Source organism: Brevibacillus sp. SIMBA_040 (assembly GCF_046535075.1).
Taxonomy (GTDB): domain Bacteria; phylum Bacillota; class Bacilli; order Brevibacillales; family Brevibacillaceae; genus Brevibacillus.
In genome coordinates, this window is the sequence record NZ_JAWRXI010000024.1 from 1 (window position 1) to 19910 (window position 19910).

Annotated in this window: 15 protein-coding genes, 1 pseudogene and 1 riboswitch; of the genes and pseudogenes, 12 read left to right on the plus strand and 4 right to left on the minus strand. The window is 43.3% G+C overall.

The features are described from left to right. Positions 1-576 (plus strand): immunoglobulin-like domain-containing protein (locus SB752_RS28025; RefSeq protein ID WP_410718751.1); only part of this gene is annotated, 576 nt, incomplete at its 5' end. A gap of 849 nt (positions 577-1425) precedes the next feature. Continuing rightward, positions 1426-2628: an IPT/TIG domain-containing protein gene (locus tag SB752_RS28030; protein WP_410718828.1), complete on the plus strand. Its 1203-nt coding sequence runs from the start codon at positions 1426-1428 to the stop codon at positions 2626-2628. Positions 2629-2723: 95 nt separating this feature from the next. Here the strand turns inward: SB752_RS28030 and SB752_RS28035 are convergent, their stop codons facing one another. From SB752_RS28035 to SB752_RS28050, 4 genes are all read right to left on the minus strand, one after another. Continuing rightward, a complete protein-coding gene (locus tag SB752_RS28035; RefSeq protein ID WP_410718752.1) occupies positions 2724-3548 on the minus strand; it encodes a hypothetical protein in 825 nt (274 codons plus the stop codon). Positions 3549-3585: 37 nt separating this feature from the next. Continuing rightward, positions 3586-4449 carry a tyrosine-type recombinase/integrase gene (locus SB752_RS28040; protein WP_410718753.1) on the minus strand — a complete coding sequence of 288 codons (864 nt, stop codon included), beginning with the start codon at positions 4447-4449 and terminating at the stop codon, positions 3586-3588. A 309-nt stretch (positions 4450-4758) separates the two neighbouring features. Then, positions 4759-5661 (minus strand): glycosyltransferase family 2 protein, encoded by a 903-nt coding sequence (locus SB752_RS28045; RefSeq protein ID WP_410718754.1) that lies wholly within the window; start codon positions 5659-5661, stop codon positions 4759-4761. An 83-nt stretch (positions 5662-5744) separates the two neighbouring features. Beyond that, the gene (locus SB752_RS28050) at positions 5745-7562 is read right to left on the minus strand and encodes a PT domain-containing protein (protein ID WP_410718755.1); all 1818 of its coding nucleotides are present in this window, start codon (positions 7560-7562) and stop codon (positions 5745-5747) included. Positions 7563-8120: 558 nt separating this feature from the next. Here SB752_RS28050 and SB752_RS28055 point away from each other — a divergent pair. From SB752_RS28055 to SB752_RS28100, 10 genes and pseudogenes are all read left to right on the plus strand, one after another. Further along, positions 8121-8222, plus strand: a pseudogene (locus SB752_RS28055) (two-component system response regulator); the annotation flags it as partial. Positions 8223-9001: 779 nt separating this feature from the next. Further along, positions 9002-9949, plus strand: a complete 948-nt coding sequence (locus tag SB752_RS28060) for an accessory Sec system S-layer assembly protein (RefSeq protein WP_410718756.1) — start codon at positions 9002-9004, stop codon at positions 9947-9949. An 88-nt stretch (positions 9950-10037) separates the two neighbouring features. After that, a complete protein-coding gene (locus SB752_RS28065) occupies positions 10038-11000 on the plus strand; it encodes an SLAP domain-containing protein (RefSeq protein ID WP_410718757.1) in 963 nt (320 codons plus the stop codon). A 39-nt stretch (positions 11001-11039) separates the two neighbouring features. Next, positions 11040-12035, plus strand: a complete 996-nt coding sequence (locus SB752_RS28070; protein ID WP_410718758.1) for an SLAP domain-containing protein — start codon at positions 11040-11042, stop codon at positions 12033-12035. A 180-nt stretch (positions 12036-12215) separates the two neighbouring features. Further along, positions 12216-14780, plus strand: coding sequence for a S8 family peptidase (locus SB752_RS28075; protein WP_410718759.1), 2565 nt, complete (start codon positions 12216-12218; stop codon positions 14778-14780). Between the two features lie 87 nt (positions 14781-14867). After that, a riboswitch (SAM riboswitch) is annotated at positions 14868-14968 on the plus strand. A gap of 141 nt (positions 14969-15109) precedes the next feature. Further along, a complete protein-coding gene (gene metK, locus SB752_RS28080) occupies positions 15110-16315 on the plus strand; it encodes a methionine adenosyltransferase (RefSeq protein ID WP_201264935.1) in 1206 nt (401 codons plus the stop codon). Between the two features lie 146 nt (positions 16316-16461). Next, entirely contained in the window at positions 16462-17478 is a 1017-nt protein-coding gene (locus SB752_RS28085; protein ID WP_410718760.1) for a polysaccharide deacetylase family protein, read from the plus strand. Beyond that, a complete protein-coding gene (locus tag SB752_RS28090) occupies positions 17475-18617 on the plus strand; it encodes a sensor histidine kinase (protein WP_410718761.1) in 1143 nt (380 codons plus the stop codon). Before SB752_RS28085 ends, SB752_RS28090 begins: the two co-directional genes overlap by 4 nt. Before the next feature lie 32 nt (positions 18618-18649). Further along, the gene (locus tag SB752_RS28095; RefSeq protein ID WP_410718762.1) at positions 18650-19357 is read left to right on the plus strand and encodes a response regulator; all 708 of its coding nucleotides are present in this window, start codon (positions 18650-18652) and stop codon (positions 19355-19357) included. A 69-nt stretch (positions 19358-19426) separates the two neighbouring features. Further along, positions 19427-19786, plus strand: a complete 360-nt coding sequence (locus SB752_RS28100) for a glycosyltransferase family 2 protein (RefSeq protein ID WP_410718829.1) — start codon at positions 19427-19429, stop codon at positions 19784-19786. Positions 19787-19910 lie beyond the last annotated feature (124 nt).

Sequence of the window (19910 nt, forward strand, 5' to 3'; positions counted from 1 at the left end):
ACTGTGAAAGAAGAAGCAGGTCTAACTGATCAACAAGCTGTAGATGCTGCAAAAACAGACCTTGATTTGGGCGACACAACAGCAGTAACTGCTAACCTGACTCTGCCAGCAACAGGTGCAAATGGAGTAGCTATTTCTTGGGCTTCTACTGATGAAACTGTAGTAGGTACTGATGGAACAGTTACGCGTCCTGCTAATGGTTCTGGCGATGCAACGGTAACATTGACAGCTACTCTGACTAAGGGTTCTGTATCTGAAACCAAAGCATTTACTGTTACTGTGAAAGAAGAAGCAGGTCTAACTGATCAACAAGCTGTAGATGCTGCAAAAACAGACCTTGATTTGGGCGACACTACAGCAGTAACTACTAACCTGACTCTGCCAGCAACAGGTGCAAATGGAGTAGCTATTTCTTGGGCTTCTACTGATGAAACTGTAGTAGGTACTGATGGAACAGTTACGCGTCCTGCTAATGGTTCTGGCGATGCAACGGTAACATTGACAGCTACTCTGACTAAGGGTTCTGTATCTCAAACCAAAGCATTTACTGTTACTGTGAAAGAAGAAACTCCTTAAAAAAATCACGAAACGTTACTTCATAAACTCATCTGAGTGAAAGAAGTGGAGAAAACCTCTTAGACTAGGCAACAGCTCAAAATCTAAGAGGTTTCTCTCTAACTACCATGTCGAATAGATTGGCGCAATTCCAATCCATGAGAACAGCCTATAAACTCATGTGCCTAATCCTCCTGCACGGAAGCAGTCCTATACCAGCTGCTCTCGTGAAGTCAGGTGAAGTCGTACTTGCTGGATGCAAGGCGGGGCTCTTTAAAAGCTGGCTATGGTCAGGAGACGAATCCATGGTGACCCAATACGAGATAGCTGTTGTCAGGTAATAAGCGCTAGGGGTTTGACAACAGTCGATGTACGCGAGATCGTACAGACGAAGCAGGAACAATTCAGGCTGTTAAACCTGTTTTTCTCGGATTGTATAGTGGGGACCTACGGTCAGCAAAACAAGGGATAGACAAGGTGGAACGTTTGAAGTCTTATCAGAAGAGGTGGGGTAGCACCAGTGAGGCTGATAAGATGGCAGCGGGTTCGTAGTAGTGTAGATGGCTTGCCGTTTGTACCCGTAGTGGCAACACAGGCGGGGAGGAGAAAACTGGCCGGAGCGAAGGAACCCAGTCAGCGGATAAGAAGGATACGAGAACTTACAATGGGCGTTGTAGTTTCTCAAGTCTACAAGTGAAGAACAGCAAAGTAGGATTGCAGAGGGATTCGTTCTGCAATCCTCTTTGTTGTTTCACAAATTTCATTCCTTCTTACTGGTTGATGGAACGCCGTGTGCGATGAAAGTCGCCTGCACGGTGTAGGCTCGACTCGAAAACCATGAAAGTGGCATAAGTCGAGAATAGCATAGAAATCACAAGCCTTTCCGTTGATAAAGGTCCAATAGCTGGTGGAAACACATTAACCATCATGGGTACGAATTTTACTGGTGCCAAATCGGTGACATTTGGTGGTGTACCTGCTACATCATTTATCGTAATTTCTTCAACCCAGATTTCAGCTACCGTACCAGCAGGAAACGTGGAGGGGCCAGTAGATGTCTCTGTAACTACGCCCAAAGGAACAGCAACAGTTATAAATGCTTATACGTATATAACTAGCACGAACAGCGATTTTGCCAGTGGGGACGGAACAGCAGGCAACCCATATATGATTGCCAATGCAGAGCAATTAGACAATGTGAGAGATCATCTGGACTCCCATTTTGTCTTGAATGGCGATGTTGATTTGGACGTGGCTCCTTATAATACAGGGAATGGTTGGGTACCAATAGGAACACCAAGTAAACCTTTCACTGGTACCTTTGACGGCAATGGCAAGGAAATCAATGGTTTGTTCATCACCGCTGGTACAAGTGTCGGTCTCTTTGGTAGTACTGCGGGTAGTGCTGAAATTATGAATCTTGAACTGCTTGGAGCTAATATCAGCGCTGATGGATCTAATGTTGGGATTTTAATTGGCTATATGCAAGAAGGAACCATCCACAATTGTTACGTTGAAGGAACTATAACCAATACCAATAATAGTTTTTATACAGGCGGGCTTGTAGGGAGAATGGATAGCCAAGCTGAAGTCGGAAGATCCCATTCAAACGTAGACATCTTTGGGAGCCGAAGTGTTGGAGGGCTAGTCGGGGTGAACAGTGGAATGATCAAACAATCTTATTCGGAGGGCTCCGTTGGCGGGAACTTTACACAGGTTGGTGGTTTAGTGGGGGAAAATAGTGGCACTGTACTGCGAGCATACTCGCTTGCGAAGATTGTAAGTGGATCGACCGATACAGGTGGGCTAATTGGAAGTAACACGGGCGATGTCACTGAGACTTATGCTGCAGGTGAAGTAATGGGGAGTGGTGCAAATACAGGAGGTTTAATTGGCTTAAATAACGGCTCGATTACGAAATCTTATTATGACAAAGATACAACGCAAAAGAATGATACTGGAAAAGGCATCCCGTTAACTACTGAGGATATGAAAATACAAAATTCGTTTGTAGGATGGGACTTTGGATCCGACTGGGAAATGGATACAGATCAGTATCCAGGCTTGAAATGATAAATGAATCCCTGATCATCTTTAATGATGATTGGGGATTCTGTTTTGTAGAGGCCCTCGTCCTAACTCATACAAAAAGAAACACAGCCTTTAAGCTATGTCCTTCCCAGTAAAGTCTCTATTTCATGCTCATAGCCATATCTTCTGAAGAACTCAATCAGTGCTACTGCGAAGATATCCCTCTGACTGATGTTCTTTTCCTTGCTGTATTCACGGACTAGGGAATCAAGCGTATTTGTCATGTGTACGGATTTGGTAACGAAGATTCCTGGAACGGCATATCGAGGAACTTTTCCGCTTTCTGTTCCTGGTACAATGATATCGATTAATTTATCCTTATTTCGCTCCAGCATTTCTAGGAGCGGCAAAAAGCGTTCCAGTGTTCCTGCATCCATACGTGACACGCTCGAAGATATAGGAGGGATGACAGCTTCACTCTCTAAATCTTTACCCGAAATCTCATCTAGCGCCGAAGAGCGGTCTGCCGTCTCCTTGTGTAACTGACCATACACCTTCTGGTAGTTCCCTTGCTCAGATGACCATTTGTATCCCCTTGCCTTCATGTAATTGGCTAGTTCACGGTGATCTGTAAACCCGAGTCTTTTGGCAATTGTCTTGGCATCGGCTCCCTTTTTTTCGAACAACGAAATCACGGTAGATACCTTGGAAGAACTGGGCAACGCGAGACTAATATCCTGCTTGTCGAGTAAACTATAAGCGGGCACGTAGTTTTGCTTATCTCTATTCCATTTGAAATTCTTGCGACGCATATAGATATCAAGCGTTTTATAATTTTTATATCCCAGACTTTTTGCGAGTTCGTCTCTCGTTTTCCCCTCAATAAGACCGCGCAGTATTTCATTCACGCGTTCGTCGTAAATCATTTTTGGTTCTGTTAGTAATTCCATATTTTTTTGCATCCCTATGTTAACTCCCTTTGCATTCTTTCTATTCGGTTTAAAGGGTATTGATAGCCTCTGTGAGCTGATCCAGATCGGTGTGAGTATAAATACTCGTGACCTTAAGAGAAGAATGCCCTAACAGCTTTTGAATTTGAACCAAATTGACATCATTTTTTACTAGTTGACTGGCAAAACTGTGACGAAGAATATGTGCGGTGACTTTCTTTTTCCATCCCAGTTTATTGACGGCTTCTGAAATCCCTCGATTTACATATACAGGAGAAAGCATTCCTGACTTTTTGGTGCAAAAGAATAGCACCGAACCTGTATTTGGTCGTTTATGTTGAATATAATCTTTCAGTACAGGCAAAAGCCTTTGTGATATGGGGATGAGTCGGTCCTTATTTCCTTTACCAGCTACAACATGAATGACCTTTTTCTCTAAATCAACATCATCTATAGTGAGATTCAGACATTCGGAAATACGTAGTCCTGTCATATACAATACAATAACCACTAAGCGTATTAGGTCATGATCGATAGTCTGAACCAATAGCTTCACTTCTTCCTCGCTCAAATATGTTCTCTCTTTCTGTTGAACTTTAATTTTCTCAATGGAAATTGCCACATTCCTCACTACAATTTCTTTATTGTAGGCATATGAAAAAAAGGAGCGAAGTGTATGTAGATTTCGCACTCTGCTTGAAGGAGCATACTTCCTTTCATCCTTTAGATAGGTCAGATAGTCTTGTATATCGTTTGATGTAATCTCATCAACATAAGGCTCACAATTGTACTTATTCTCTAGAAAACGAGTAAAACATATCAAATCCTTCCGATAACCAGTCAACGTTTCATCACTACGGTCAATGGAAGACAAGTACTGTAAGAAAATTTGAACCGTGTTCAAGAGTAGCATAGAATCCGTCCACCTTTTTCAATAAAACAAAGAACGTGCGAGATCTGAAGTACTTATATAGCCTTATCGTAACCAATTACGTGAGTCTTATAACAGGAATACAAGAATCAGTAAATAAACCTATTGAATTTCATTATACCTAAAAAATACCATCCAATAAACCAAAATAGTCACCCATAGAAAATAAAACGGTCATTGTCGAAGTCATTACCTGAAAAAAACAGAAAAACCCCTAGAAAGTCAATGTTGCTTTGTCATAGGGGTTACGTACTCAAGGTTGTATATTTAATTTCAGTAATATATCTTTGCTTAGAAATTAATATGGAATTTTTGAAAAAACCAATCGTCGTCGAATTTTCTTCTCAAAGAATAGTTAGCCCTTTGTTCTAATACACCATTATCAATGACTGACTTAACAATTTGATCTGTTTTTTCAGGAATCTGTATATACTTCTTGCATTTTTCAATTCTTTCCTCAGAAAAATGGCTATATGCCATTCTCATGAGATTGTAATCGGTATGACTAGCCTTTACAGTGTAAGGGAATGACTTTCTAAATATATGTAATACTTTTACCTGTGGTTGAATAAAACATTTATAGCCAAATAACCACATTTTTATTGAAATCTCGATGTCCTCATGTCCCCAGACAATGAACCCTTTATCGAACCCACCAATATCAAAAAAAACATCCTTCTTGATAGCTAAGCATCCGCCAGGTAAACACGGTGTCTCAACCGGTTCAAGACCTTTTGTAAGAATGCTCTGGCCGTTAAAATTTGCCTTAAATTTCTCAAGGTTTATTGTATATCCATACCCAACGATATTCGGCTTATCATGTGGAGCAATGCCTGGAACGACTCCGTCTGCTATCCCCACTTCCATTGGCTCAATCAGCTTATCCATCCAATAATCTTCATAGAACAAGTGAGCATCACAAAAAATATAGTACTTTCCGTTAGCCTTTTTGGAACCAACATTTCGTGCATTTGCAGCACCTAAACCGTCCGTTTTCACTAGTGTAATCGTGATTGGGTACTCATGGGAAGACAAAAACTCACAACATGCGTCTTCAGAAGCATCATCAACAATTATAACTTCATAACTAAAGTCTGTTTTTACTTTTACTAAAGAATCTAACGTATTTTTTACGTTAATACCTTCATTTTTTACCGGAAAGATAATGGATACTATTGGATTGCTACTGGACATATGTAAACCTCCCAGTTGTACTCAGCTGGACCCTTAAAAAAAATGCCCCATGCATGTACATGGGGCAACTTTTTACTAAAATATTACTCTGCTGCGATAGTATCTGTTACGGTGAAAGTAATATCTGCATCATTCAGTGCAACCTCAAGATCAGCTACTGCACCCGCAGTAAGCGTGATTACGTTACCGGTTGCCAGAGAAATAGTTTCACCAGTTTTTACAGTCAGTGTGAATGCAGTAGAATCGGTATTCTCGCCCGCTACCGATGCGACAGTGACTTTACCTTCGAATGCAGTACCTGCAAGTGCATTCATAATAGCCTGTACTGCCTCACCTGCACTATTTTCAATATCTTCACTAAAGTTAATAGTGACAACATCGCCTTCAGCAAGTGTATCATCATCTGGAGTCGACACAGTTGTAACTTCCCCACCAGTTGGAGGAGTATTGCTTGGCTCAACAGATGGTTCTACGGATGGCTCCACAGACGGTTCAACAGACGGTTCTACGGATGGCTCCACAGATGGTTCAACAGATGGTTCTACAACTTTACTAGCGTCAAAAACAAATGTTTGACCACCGTAGATTGCTTTGATTTTTACAATTACTTTTTCATCAGAAGCAACATAAGTTACATTCTCAATTTTATCTGCAGTCAAAATCTCAAGACCACTTTCGTCTTTACCTGCAGTAAGGGCAGCTACTACGTCGTCTGTAGTAAGTTCTTCCCCAGAGAATGTTACTTGCGTTTTACCTTCTTGAAGAGTCAAAGAGGTAATTTGAGGGGTTGTATTCACAACTTCAACATTGATGGATGCCAGCTTTGTTTTAAAATCTCCCTCTTCTTTTACAAGGGAAACAGTTGCCACTCCTGTTTTTGTTCCACCAGTAACAGTGAAGCTAGCTGCTGTCAAAGCATCAGCTGGTACTGCTACGATGTCTTTGTCAGAGGACTCAAGTTTCAGTCCAGTAACAGCATTAGACAAATCTTGTCCAGCAAGTTTAACTTCATCAGCAAATGCGTTGATAGAAACAGTCAGTTTAGCCGCTGGAGGATCTAACAGGTTATCTTTCAAATCGATTTGAGCTTTATCTGCTACAGTAAGTTCATACTTGTCGACAATAGCAGTTGCCAAGTCAACAGCTTTTACTGTGAAGGCACCAATTTCAGTATCGTTGCTCAAAACTTTAACAGTATAATCGCCTTCAGCTTTGTTAAATTCGCTAATAGTTGCTTTTCCAGCAGTAGCAGTTAATGTAGCCGAAGTCTCGTTATTGTCTTTATCAATTACTTTAACAGTCAGAGTAGCGTTTGTTCTCAGTTTTTGAGCAAACTGATCGTTAACAGTGAAGTCAACATCTGTTGCTTCGCCAGCTTTTACCTTTACTGTTTGTCCAGCTTCAGCAATAGAAGTAGCCTCTTGAGCTGCTTTAACTACTACTGGAACAGAAACAGTTTTCTCCAAACCAGCAAATTTAACTGTGAAAGTTACATTTCCAGCTTTCAATGCTTTGATAGCACCGTTATTGTAGTAGGCAACAGTAACATCGCTAGAAGTTACTTTCTCTACTGCTGGAAGAGTTACGTTTTCAGATTTTCCAAGTGCATTTACAGCTTTAGTAGCTGCCAAGGATACTGCTTGGTCGGAAACTGTGATATAATCAAGATTCCAAGCTTCGGAACCAGACTTGAGGCCAGCTTCTGTTACTTCAACTGCAACAGTAGCATCGACTACTTTTACATCAGTCCAATCAGAAGTGAAGACAGCATCATCTTTAGTTACTTTCACAGCATATTTAAACGCTGTCTTGTTGCTAGCATTAATCAGGCCTGTAGCTTTTTCAGCAGCAGTAGCAGTATAGTTGAAAAGGAATTCAACACTGTAACCAGCTGCTTTCAACTCATCAACAGTAACAGTTTTCTCGCCATTTACCTTAATTTCTAGTTGCTGATCAGCAGCTTGGTTAATTGTACTGGTAATAGCACTAACCCTTACAAGAATTTCAAATTGTTAACCAATTCCAGAAACTTACTTGTTTTCTGGATTTTATTGTTATAATGTTACTCGACCATTTGTAGAAAAAAGGAATATGGTTGATGCTATTTCCTAAGTAATGGAAACGCCTGCAATTTAGAAGTGATGTATCCATTTTTTAGTGGATATTTTGACGAGGTACACAGCATATAGTTATATCCCTATATACATAAGGGGGACTGTCTGAAATTGTTACACGTGTGAACTCTGAAAACCTAATGATAACTTTCGCAAAATGAATAACTGAGAGTATAGAAGAGTCTATCCACGTGTAACGGTAGACTCTTTCTTTTTCTTTATATCCAATTAGCTAGGAAACCTATCTTTAGTTAGGTTTTTTTCAAAGACCAATTTGCTACAATGGCAAAAAGTGATTCATGGTAGGAGCATAAAACTGTCATAGAAAAGAGAATGGCCAAGCCTATGAAAAGAATCATGATTGTAGATGACGCGGCATTCATGCGAGGAATTTTGAGGGACACGATAATAAAAACAGGATATGACGTAGTAGCGGAGGCAAAAAACGAGACTTTCTGGTAAAACCCTTTCTCAGTGAACGAGTAAAAGATTCTATCAAGAAAGTCTTAACTATATAAGTTATTTGTGAAGAAGAAGTACTGATAATTCAGAGATGAGTTGAGGCGATAATGGATCATTTTTATAGAAACATATACTCCGTAACCGATGTAAGAGAATTGGAGAGGCTCAGGGAAAAAATAAAAGAACAGGTTATTGATCCACAATTAAATTGGGAATCGAGGATGCCCGTTTACCGGAAAGTACAATTGATTACAGAAAGAATCAATTTTCTTAAATAGAGTCATCAGGTAATATAAGCACTTCATCTGAATAGGATTGGCACCCCTGCCTTTAGCGATAAGACTGGAGGCTTTTTTGTGTCCGTTATTAGTACTTAGAATGAAACATCTTGGTGAAAAAAGCGTCTATATAATGAAGGAATAAAATGAAGACAGGATAATCAACAAAAAAAGTCGACTGAACACGTCAGCCGACAAATAGTTAAATCCCCAAGATATTTGTTTAGACATGATTATTTTATCAATAAAGGTTTAATATGTAAAATGAAAATCCTCTCTTACTGCCATTCCTTGACATTGGCTAGGCATACAGGTATCCTAACAAATATTGCCCATCCTTTATCCGTACCTATAGAGGTGCTCGAGAGGCTACAAATATAGCGCTTTTAATGCCAAGTTTTCTATGTTGCAAAAGGATGTCACTATGCTATAGTGAATGACGAACAGAACTCTATATAGATGTAGAGAAAAGTGGGGAGCGAGACTATGTTATCCTTCTTGAAGAATTTAAAGGGAAAAACGCCAACACCGCAAGAGGTGCGTGAGCAGGTTCAGGAGGAGTCCGTATTGCCCGCTTCTGATACCGAACAGTCACATCAGGAACAGCTGCAAGAGCATGCGGAATCGACGGGAATCGTTACTTCTCTTTCTTTGCATGAATCTTGGGAGGAAAAGCTCAGTAAGACGGAGCAATACACGCTTTCCTTTATGGCTCAGGAGTTGGCTCCACTTGCAAAAGGTAATATTTCTCTTGCAGGTACAGCCCTTGTTGCACATGAAGCTGGTGTGGAAGTAACCGCGTTTGTGCGAAATAGCACGGATCGTGCCATTCGTTTGGGAGAGATGACGCTGGTGATATTGTTTGGAGATCAGCAGTTGTTTACCCGCCAATCTTTTGATCTGAGCGAGATAGGGGAAATTCCACCGCGTTCTGCAAGACCGTGGTCGTTTGTATTTACTCGCGAGCATTTTTTACAAGTTGATGTGTTACTTGCAAATTGGAAGATTGCCTTTGAGCTTGCGCAGAAAAAAATGGTTCTGCCTTCGCAGTTGGAGCTTGAAGAGTCTTGGATCAAGGCACTATCTGACGAGCAGAAAAATTCTTTGATTGAACTGGCGAAAAATCTGCCTGCATTAAAAGAGGGAGAAGTCAATTTTCAAAGCATGCAGATACGCCGCACTGAGGATGGTGCTCTCCACGTCATGCTTTTGATTCGCAATGGATCGACACAGTCTATTTCTTTTGAAAACCTTCCGCTCGTTTTACACGATGCGACTGGAGATAGGATTGCAGCTGGATCATTTAAACTCAGCAACTTTACTGTAAATGCCAACACTAGCAAGCCATGGATGTTTATTTATCCGCCTGAGATTATCGAAAAAGAAGACCCAGATTTTTCACGTTGGAAGGTTACGATTCCTCAAGAATCATAAAGAGATTGGTTGATTTGCTCGCATGGAAAGAAACATTTATGATTATGTAGGAGTTTCGTTCGTAATCGAACGGTAAGGAGGTAATTGCATGTTTTCTTTTATGAAGAATATGTTCGGTAAAGATCAAAATAATCGTTCAATTGAAGACCTAAAAAAAGAAATTCAAGAAGAATCGAAGGTTGATGCAGCTGAATTAAAAGAAACAGAAGTTGAAGTGGAATCAACAGAATCAGAGCCGCAACAGACCAAATCAGGGGGATTGGTTCATACAGAGCTTTCCCTTCATCCGATGTGGGAGCAGGAGCTGGATGCGGAGAGAAAATACACCTTACGCTTCTTACAGGCTGAATTGCCTGATATGGTAAGAGGTATGGTGAGTGTGACTGGATTCAGTATGATGCCAGAGGCTATGGGTACAACGGTTGCGCTGTTTTTCCGTAATTCAACAGCTCGTACGGTACGGATTAAAAATATTCGTTTAGCGATTTATTTGGATGACGAACCATTTGCTCGGATTCAGGTGGACCTGTCTGAAATGGGGCCAATTCCAGCACATACGAGCCGCCCATGGGAAGTTTTCTTCCCGATGGATAGCTATTTACATGACAACTTTACATTCAGTCGTTGGAAAGTAGTTATGAAGGCTGGTAATAGTACACACGTATGGCCTCGGACACTTGAGCTTGACCCTGAAATGGAAAAACGCTTGACGGATCGCCAAAAAGACCGTTTGGAAAAATTGGCATTTTCTTTACCGCCGATTCCAGTCAATACTGTTGAAGTAACAGGTTTTGACATTGGGAAAACAAATGAGGGTCACTTGGTGGCTGCTATGCTGTTCCGTAATGGAACGAAAGGCGTATACAACCCGGACAAATTGCGTGTTAAAATTTCGGATATGGATGGGGAACTAGTAGCAAAAGGTGTGCTCGATGCTAGTACCATTCACGTACAGCCTGGCAATAGTCGCCCATGGCTTGTGGTTTTCCCTCCGGACATAGTTAAGAAGCCTGATGCCAACCTGCGTAAATGGGTTCTTGAAGTAGAGTAGTATTTTATTTTTCTATCGCAGGAATGAGGAGGTTGACATATGAGTTGGTTATTGGAGAATTGGTTTGGTTCCAAAGAAAGTCTGGAACAAGTCAGAGAAGATATACACGAGCATTTGCATAAAGAGCTTTACCTGGGAGTTTCCGGGATTGACCAGCCTGAACAGTCGGCCAATCGAGTGGAATCCAAGGAATTGTTCTTGCTCATGAATGGACCTTGGGATCAGCAGCTAGATGATGCAGAGCAAGAGCTGTTGCAATACGTCCATGATGAATTGCCGCCTGTCGTTCGAGATGAGCTAGGCATCTTTCCTTTCTACACACAGGTGACGAATGAAGGCTATCTCGTCCTCACATTCATTCGCAATTCGACAGATCGAAGTATTCTTTTGCAAAAGCTCCCGTTGATGCTTGTTACTGCAGACGGAGAAGTAGTAGCGAATAAATCGTTTGATCTGATGGCTACCGGTCCGATTGGAGATATGTCCAGCCGGCCTGTTGAGTTTCTGTTCCGTTGGGATGAGTTCAGTCAGATGCCAGATAAAGAAATTCCGTTAACTTTGGCTTACCACAAAACGCAAGCAAACAAAGCCGAAGACAATCAGGAATTGAATATGGGATTGTCTGTTAGTGAGAATGAGCATTACATGAAAAAGGCAGCAGAAGAAACACCAGTCAAAGAGGGTGAAGTAGACCTGCAGGTACTTGAGATAAAAACAGGCGAAGACAACGGACTCAAAGTCGTTGTAGTTTTCCGCAATGGTTTGGAAAAACGTCTGGAGTTCACAGAAGTACCGATTATTGTTCATGATAAAGCAGGGCAAACTGTAGCGCGTGTGCACTACACCCTCCAAAACATGAAGGTAGAGGCAAATAGCCATCGAGTGTGGGCTTTTGACATTCCAGCATCCTCGATGAAACAACAAGAGGTTGACATAGCCGATCTGACTGCTTATATCCCAGAAGCTCAGCCGAGAAAAAAAGCGGCGACATTCGTAGCACCAGATTTGGATGATAACAAAGGTTTGCTGCAATAAATGAACATCCCTTTTTGCCGATGGTGAAAAGGGATGTTTTACTATTGGAACATTCCAAAAATTGGATGATTGGGGTTGCGCGTGCCCCTTTTCATCCGCTATGCTAGGACAAGAAGTCAAATACCTGAATTCCTTTAGTCTGCGGGTTAAAGCAGGAGAGAGAAGGAAGGACTGTTTTTAATGAGGAAAACGATACAAGTAACGTTTGCAATGGTGTTGGTCATTACCATGACAGTGACCAATGTGAAGCCTATTTTTGCCTCAGGATTGGCTAATGATCCCTATTTAGGGAATCAGCTCCATCTAACGCAGATCAACGCGTTAAAAGCATGGTCAGCAGTTAACAGCAACGAATCGATTGTGATTGCTGTATTGGATTCGGGAGCTGATTACAATCACCCAGATCTGAAGGAGAATCTGCTGCCCGGGATTAATTTGGTCAATCCGGGTAGAAGTGCACAGGATGATAATGGACATGGAACAGCAGTCGCAGGTATCCTGGCAGCCAAAGGGAACAATGGTATAGGCGTATCAGGGGTATTATGGAATGCTCGGATTCTTCCAATCAAGGTGTTAGACAAAAAGGGCAGTGCAGACGTTGATTTGATTACAAAAGGAATAAATACCGCTCTTGATCGAGGAGCAAAAATCATCGTGATGTCTGTTAGTAGCATGTCCTACTCGCGGGGGCTAGTTTCTGCTGTTAATCGCGCCGAACAAAGCGGAGCAATCATCGTTGCAGCAAGCGGGAATGAAGCCGATCGGGTTGCCTTTCCGGCCGCGTATCCAACTGTTGTAGCGGTAGGAGCAGTAAAAAACAATAATCAGCCACTCAATGAGTCGAATTCTGGACCTGAGCTTAGTCTAGTGGCTCCAGGCTTTAATGTGTATACAACCAAGCTGGGCGGGAAATACGGTCCATTTAGTGGGACCTCAGCAGCTGCGCCTCAAGTTGCAGGTGCTGCTGCTCTAATTCTTGCTAGAAATCCGAAAATGAGTCCTTTGGATGTCAGAATGCTGCTCTATCAGACAGCTACGAATCTTGGAGAGCCTGGATGGGATCGAACAACAGGATATGGCTTGCTAGATGTAAACAAGGCAGTACGCACACCAATGTCCATGGATTTTTTGGAGCCAAACAACACCAAGTCAACAGCCAAGGCATTTCCGATCGAGTCCCAAATACGGGGGAATCTTGGACCGAACGATACCGTTGATTGGTTTCGAATGGATATCCCCTATGATGGAAAAGTAAATTTTACTTCAACGATAAATTCTGGTGTAAGCTCGGCGATGGCGGCGACTTTTTATACAGAGAATCGGGAGCCCATCACGGAGTATTTTGGGAATGGGGATACCGTTACGGTACCAGCAAAAGCTGGACGCATGTATATACGCCTATTACGTACAGCAGGAGTGAACGCATTTACTTATGTTTTAACCAGCCGCTTCAACATCAACCCGGATCGCAACGAACCGAATGATACAGAAGCAACTGCAAGACCGCTTGTAGGAAATCAAATTAGCGTTACAGGTAACTTTCATTATGAAGGAGACCAGGACTGGTTCTCTTATTATGTGCGGGAATACGGTCAAATGGACGTAAGTATTACTCCTGATAATAAACGGATGGACATTTTGCTCGCGATCGGAAAACAGAGTCAAGGGAAAAACACAGTCTGGGATTCTCCTTATGATAATGGCACGCGTGATGACCCGTCTGAGCATGTCAGAAAAGAAGTGTCACCTGGCAAGTATTTGATCCGCATCAGCGAGTATGAGCAAAATGCGGTGAATGGGGAATATCGTTTGGACCTGGGCTTTACTCCGATTAAGAAAGATCCAAATGAACCGAATGATACGTATCTTCAAGCATCCCCGCTTGCAGGTGGAACCTTGATGACAGGGAATTTTCCAACGACAGCGGATTCAGACTGGTTCCAATTTAGGGTCAATGCCGAATCCTTCGTTAGTATTCGTGCTCCCTTCATTCCCGTCTCAAGTGGTGTCAGACTCGCCCTCTACAGTGAGAAAAACCTCAATTACGCGCTGGCCAGCACGAATGAAGTGGCGGAGCTCTCAGACCAGGGAAGAGAAATTATTGGCCTGCGACTGCAGCCAGGCAAATATTATATCCGTTTAAATAGTGGAGTACCTTTCCGCTATGATTTGTATCGCTTGACGGTCACCCAGCAGGTGCTTGTCGCAGGATATCGCGATATTTCCGACCATTGGGCGCGCTCGGAGATTGTGAAACTGAGTGGAAGAGGTATCGTCAAGGGCTTTGATGATGCGACATTCAAGCCGAATCAGGCAGTGACGCGGGCTCAATTTGCGACCATGCTCATTCAAGCGATGAGAGCGAGTGGACAATCTGTGGGCAGTACCTATAGAGGCAGTGCCTCTTTCAGCGATATGCCAAAAAGTCACTGGGCGTATAACAATTTGGGACTAGCTTATCAGCAAGGCATTTTGAGGGGATACCCAAATAATCGTATGAGACCCGACCAAGCCATCTCTCGTGCAGAAATGGCGGCTATGATTGCGCGAGCTCAAAAGGTTTTCCTGTTTGCGCCAAGTACTTCTTCCTTTCGGGATGTTCCAACAAACCACTGGGCGTTCTCATCGATTGAAGCACTATCTTCAAGAAAATGGATAAATGGATATGGAGCGACGTTTAAGCCACAGGGTATCGCGACCAGGGCTGAAGTCGTTGTCCTCATTTCAAAAGCGTACAAATTATAATCGCGCAAGCAAACGAATACGCCCTTTACCAAATGTGTCTATTGACACCATAGGAAAAAACAATTATTCTATATTCCGTAATGGATACTCTTATCCAGAGCAGGCGGAGGGACTGGCCCGATGAAACCCGGCAACCGACTAGAGCGGTGCTAACCAGCAGAACGGACATCTGTTCTGGCCGATAAGAGGATGAAGGAAGCATAAAGCGCTCAAACCTTTTCCTCCAAAAACGCGGAAAAGGTTTTTTTTATTGCGTTTACGTCGATAAAATCCTGTCTCGGCTACCACACTATTTGTATGAGGTCAAAGGAGGTATTTTTCTCATGGCTTTGCAAAAAGGTCGTCGTCTCTTTACATCTGAATCCGTAACTGAAGGGCATCCGGATAAGATTTGTGACCAAATCTCCGACTCTATCCTTGATGCGATTCTGTCTAAAGATCCAAACGCTCGTGTAGCTTGCGAAACATCCGTAACAACTGGTTTGGTGCTCGTAGCTGGTGAAATCACTACAAACACGTACGTTGATATTCAAAAATTGGTTCGTGAAACAATCCGTGAGATTGGGTATGATCGTGCTAAATTTGGTTTTGACGCAGATACTTGCGGTGTAATCACTGCTATCGGCGAACAATCCGCTGACATCGCTCTTGGTGTTGACCAAGCTCTGGAAGCGCGCGAAGGCAAAATGACTGACGCTGAAATCGAAGCAATCGGTGCTGGTGACCAAGGTCTGATGTTTGGCTTTGCTTGCAACGAAACACCTGAGCTGATGCCACTTCCAATCAGCATGTCTCACCAACTGGCTCGCCGTCTGACAGAAGTGCGCAAAAATGGCACACTGGCTTACCTGCGTCCAGATGGTAAAACACAAGTAACAGTTGAGTACGATGGTGACAAGCCAGTTCGTATCGATACCATCGTTATTTCTACGCAACATGCTCCTGAAACTACTTTGGAGCAAATCCAAAAAGACTTGGTTGAGCACGTAATTAAGCCAGTAGTTCCTGCTGAGCTGTTGGATGCTGAAACCAAATACTTCATCAACCCAACTGGCCGTTTCGTAATCGGTGGACCACAAGGGGATGCTGGTTTGACTGGCCGTAAAATTATCGTAGATACGTACGGTGGTTATGCTCGTCATGGCGGCGGTGCATTCTCCGGTAAAGATCCAACCAAAGTGGACCGTTCCGGCGCATATGCTGCTCGTTATGTAGCGAAAAACATCGTGGCTGCAGGACTGGCTGACAAGTGCGAAGTTCAAGTAGCTTACGCGATCGGTGTAGCTCAACCAGTTTCGATCGCTGTAGATACGTTTGGTACAGGAACCATTTCCGAAGAAGATCTGGTGAAACTGGTTCGTAAAAACTTCGATTTGCGTCCTGCTGGTATCATTAAACAGCTTGACCTGCGTCGTCCTATCTACAAACAAACAGCTGCTTATGGCCACTTTGGACGTAACGACCTGAATGTTCCTTGGGAGCAAACAGACAAAGCGGAAGTGCTGAAGCAAGAAGCAGCACAACTGGCAAAATAAGAACGGTAGTGAAAGAGCCTAGTACTGTTACTAGGCTCTTTTTTCTGTGGAAATCAAAATCGTTGGGAGTTATTGGGGTGGGGTGAACAAAGGAATTTGTAGGGTTATGTCGAATCTCCTAAAATGGGAAGTGAGGAGGGGTTTTTTTGCCGAAAAGAAGGCTCTTCCTGATCGTGTTTGTAACCTTTTTGTTACTTATTGTGGCTGGTGGATTACTGGGAGAATCGGATTTGGTAAAAAAGAATGCACAAAAACTGCAACCTTTTCCCCAAGTTGATACGTCTAACTACATAAGTGGCGCACAGAATGCTGAGCCAAACGTCACAGCAATCCAAAAAGCAACTGCAGTCCCGAAAAAGTGGTACAAAAATCAGGTTGTCGTATTAACGTATCATCATGTGACTGATCAAACCGATCAGAGATACGTCATATCGCCAGAACTATTTGCGAGGCACATGGCGTTTCTGCATGAAAATGATCTACATCCTATATCGCTTGCAGAGTTTGTGCAATTTGTTCAGACGGGGACCTTGCCAACGGAGAATGCAGTACTCATTACATTTGATGACGGATATGAGAGTTACTATACAGAAGCGTTTCCGATTATGCGTGAATACGGTTTTCCATCTGTCAATTTTGCCATTGCAGGCAGGATACGAGATGTAGCAGAACGAAAGCGAGTAAACATGACGACGCCACTGTCGCGTCAACAAGTAAATGAAATGATAGCCTCTGGACTGGCTGATGTTGCCTCTCATACGTACAGCTTGCACGAAGAGGAAGAGAGCAACAAATGGGGCGATCTTGGACCAGGGACGGCCCCTGTCTATCTGAAAGATCTAAACCGATTGGAAGTTGAAAAGGAGTATAGGAATCGACTCTATGTTGATTTCGTTATGTCACGAGTAGGTCTTGGATCGTGGATTGGTTACGATGTGAAAGCACTCTCCTTGCCATTTGGCTATACGAACGATATTGTGCTGGAAACGGCACGACAAGCCGGTTATGAGTATGTGTTTACATCCACACCAGGAATAGTAAAACGTGGAACCAATCCGTTTGCCATCCCGCGAAATGGCGTCGGGGTACGAGATGTGGATGAGGCCAGCCTCCATCAGTTGTTCACGAAAGCGAAAAATGAGTTTGAAGGAGAGCAATCATGAACAAAGCGATAGACATCAGCGTGCTCGATGGGGTGATCAAGCGGACGATCGAAACAGTTGAGACAAGTAAAACCCAAATATTTGATATAGCAGAAAACGCAAGGCAGCAAGGAAACTCGCTGAAGCTTGATTTGCACGAGCTGCGCCAGGAAATTTCCAAGGTCATACAGAAGGTAGATGCATTGGAGCTGGCGTACCAAAAGTCGCGCAACAGGCTCGTATTGGTGAGCCGAAATTTTCATATGTATACCGAGGAAGACATTCGGATTGCGTATGAAGAGGCGAGCCGTATCCAAGTGGAGCTGTCCATTTATCGCGAGCGCGAAAATAACCTGAAGCGAAGACGCAATGACCTGGAGCGCCAATTGCGGACGCTGGAGGAAACAATCGTCAGAGCTGAGAAGCTAGTCTCGCAAATGGGGGTAGTGCTTGGCTATCTGACAGGAGACTTGAGCAAAATTGGCGAGGCTTTGGAGTCAGCCAAGCAGCACCAACTCATGGGGTTAAAAGTCATCCAGGCTCAGGAAGAAGAGCGTAAGCGTGTAGCTCGGGAAATTCACGATGGCCCGGCACAGTCGATGGCGAATGTCGTCCTGCGCTCGGAAATCGTCGAAAAAATGCTGAAGAATGAGCGGATTCTAGAAGCGCAGATGGAGCTGACTGAACTGAAGGAAATGGTCCGAATGAGCTTGGCAGATGTCAGAAGGATAATTTTCGATTTGCGTCCGATGGCATTGGATGATCTCGGTTTGGTGCCTACTTTGCAAAAATATATTCGAACATGCGAAGAACGTATCGCTTCCTCTATTGATCTGGTAATATTTGGTACAGAGCCTCCTTTGCGCAGCTCCGTAAAAGCCGCTATTTTTCGTATGGTTCAGGAGTGCCTGAATAATGTGGAAAAGCATGCAAAGGCCACTAACGTACAAGTAAAGCTAGAGTTTTTACAGGAATCACTGAGTCTCGTGGTAAAAGACGACGGTGTTGGATTCGATCTCGAAAAGCGGATGGCAAATGGCAATTCATTCGGTCTGCTTGGCATGAGGGAGCGTGTTCAGTTATTGGAGGGCTCTGTAGAATTGCAATCGGCACCAGGTGATGGAACAAAAGTGATATTCCAAATACCGCTGAAAATGTGAAATTACATAGAATGTACACAGGGGGATGAACCATGGATAAAAGACAGCAAGAGCTCCGTATCGTAATTGTAGACGACCATCAATTGTTCCGTGAAGGCGTAAAGCGTATTCTGGAAATGGAAGAGGATTTCAAGGTCGTTGGAGAAGGTGCGGATGGAGGCGAGGCAGCATTACTGGCAGAGGAGCATAAGCCAGATGTTCTGCTCATGGACATCAACATGCCTAATATTAATGGTGTTTCTGCTGCTGAGAGTGTAATTAGTGTAAGTCCGACTACTCGTGTCATTATGCTGTCTATTCATGACGATGAGGGCTACGTTTATCGTACGCTGCGCTCCGGTGCATCTGGTTACCTGCTAAAAGAAATGGGTACGAGTGACTTGGTGGATGCCGTTCGCGTAGTAGCAAGTGGTGGTGCGTACATACATCCCAAGGTGACGGGCAAGCTGATCGAGGAATTCCGTCGCTTGAGTGAGCAAGAGGGATCGACAGAACGCAGCTTTTCTGTAGATGAATCGCAAGCAATTGATCCAAAAGTGATTGAATCATTAACCAGGCGCGAGCGTGAAGTACTGCAGCTCATGGCAGAAGGAAAAAGCAATCGTGCAATTGGTGAGTTTTTGTTTATCAGTGAGAAAACGGTTAAAAACCACGTCAGCAGCATTTTGCAAAAATTAAATGTGCAAGACCGCACACAGGCAGTTGTTATTTCGATTAAAAACGGTTGGGTGAAACTGTAGGCAGCCGTCAAAAAGTGACCTTGTTCAAGCTATGCGGCATACCTTGTTAGTGGAGGAGGTATGACCGTGATGGAAGAACTGGTTGTATGGCTATTGGCGGCATTTGGCTGCTCCTCTTTACTCATGATGATAGCTGAGAGCTGGATTCGGCAGATGAATGGGGTCGCCGAACTGCCGTCTGTACATTACCGGCTGCTGCTGCGGGATTCGGAGCAGGTACTGGAACAAGCCGTTCGAAAACTGCTGTTTCGTTCCTACTGGAGTGGTAAGCCCATCCGTATTACGTTAATAGATGAGGGGTCTCTGGATGACACGCCTCAAATATGTACCGTTTTGGACCGCTATCCGCATTGTCATTTGATGGATTGGCAGGAAGGCGTAGCAGCGGGAACCATTGTAACAATTGATTTACGTCAGCATGAAAAATAAGGAGCGCCAATAGCGTTCCTTATTTTTTTGGAATAGATGACCTGAATGTCTAGTTTTCTAAGTGGAAAATATTTTCTGAATTTTAGATCCATACATATTGAAATCCTCTTTCATCTTCGACTAT

Excerpts from the sequence above, each read along its gene's own strand:
- SB752_RS28075 (WP_410718759.1), top strand. The coding sequence starts at position 12,216 with ATGAGGAAAACGATACAAGTAACGTTTGCAATGGTGTTGGTCATTACC.
- SB752_RS28095 (WP_410718762.1), top strand. The coding sequence starts at position 18,650 with ATGGATAAAAGACAGCAAGAGCTCCGTATCGTAATTGTAGACGACCAT.
- SB752_RS28065 (WP_410718757.1), top strand. The coding sequence starts at position 10,038 with ATGTTTTCTTTTATGAAGAATATGTTCGGTAAAGATCAAAATAATCGT.
- SB752_RS28060 (WP_410718756.1), top strand. The coding sequence starts at position 9,002 with ATGTTATCCTTCTTGAAGAATTTAAAGGGAAAAACGCCAACACCGCAA.
- SB752_RS28045 (WP_410718754.1), bottom strand. The coding sequence starts at position 5,661 with ATGTCCAGTAGCAATCCAATAGTATCCATTATCTTTCCGGTAAAAAAT.
- SB752_RS28070 (WP_410718758.1), top strand. The coding sequence starts at position 11,040 with ATGAGTTGGTTATTGGAGAATTGGTTTGGTTCCAAAGAAAGTCTGGAA.
- SB752_RS28040 (WP_410718753.1), bottom strand. The coding sequence starts at position 4,449 with ATGCTACTCTTGAACACGGTTCAAATTTTCTTACAGTACTTGTCTTCC.
- SB752_RS28100 (WP_410718829.1), top strand. The coding sequence starts at position 19,427 with ATGGAAGAACTGGTTGTATGGCTATTGGCGGCATTTGGCTGCTCCTCT.
- SB752_RS28090 (WP_410718761.1), top strand. The coding sequence starts at position 17,475 with ATGAACAAAGCGATAGACATCAGCGTGCTCGATGGGGTGATCAAGCGG.
- SB752_RS28035 (WP_410718752.1), bottom strand. The coding sequence starts at position 3,548 with ATGCAAAAAAATATGGAATTACTAACAGAACCAAAAATGATTTACGAC.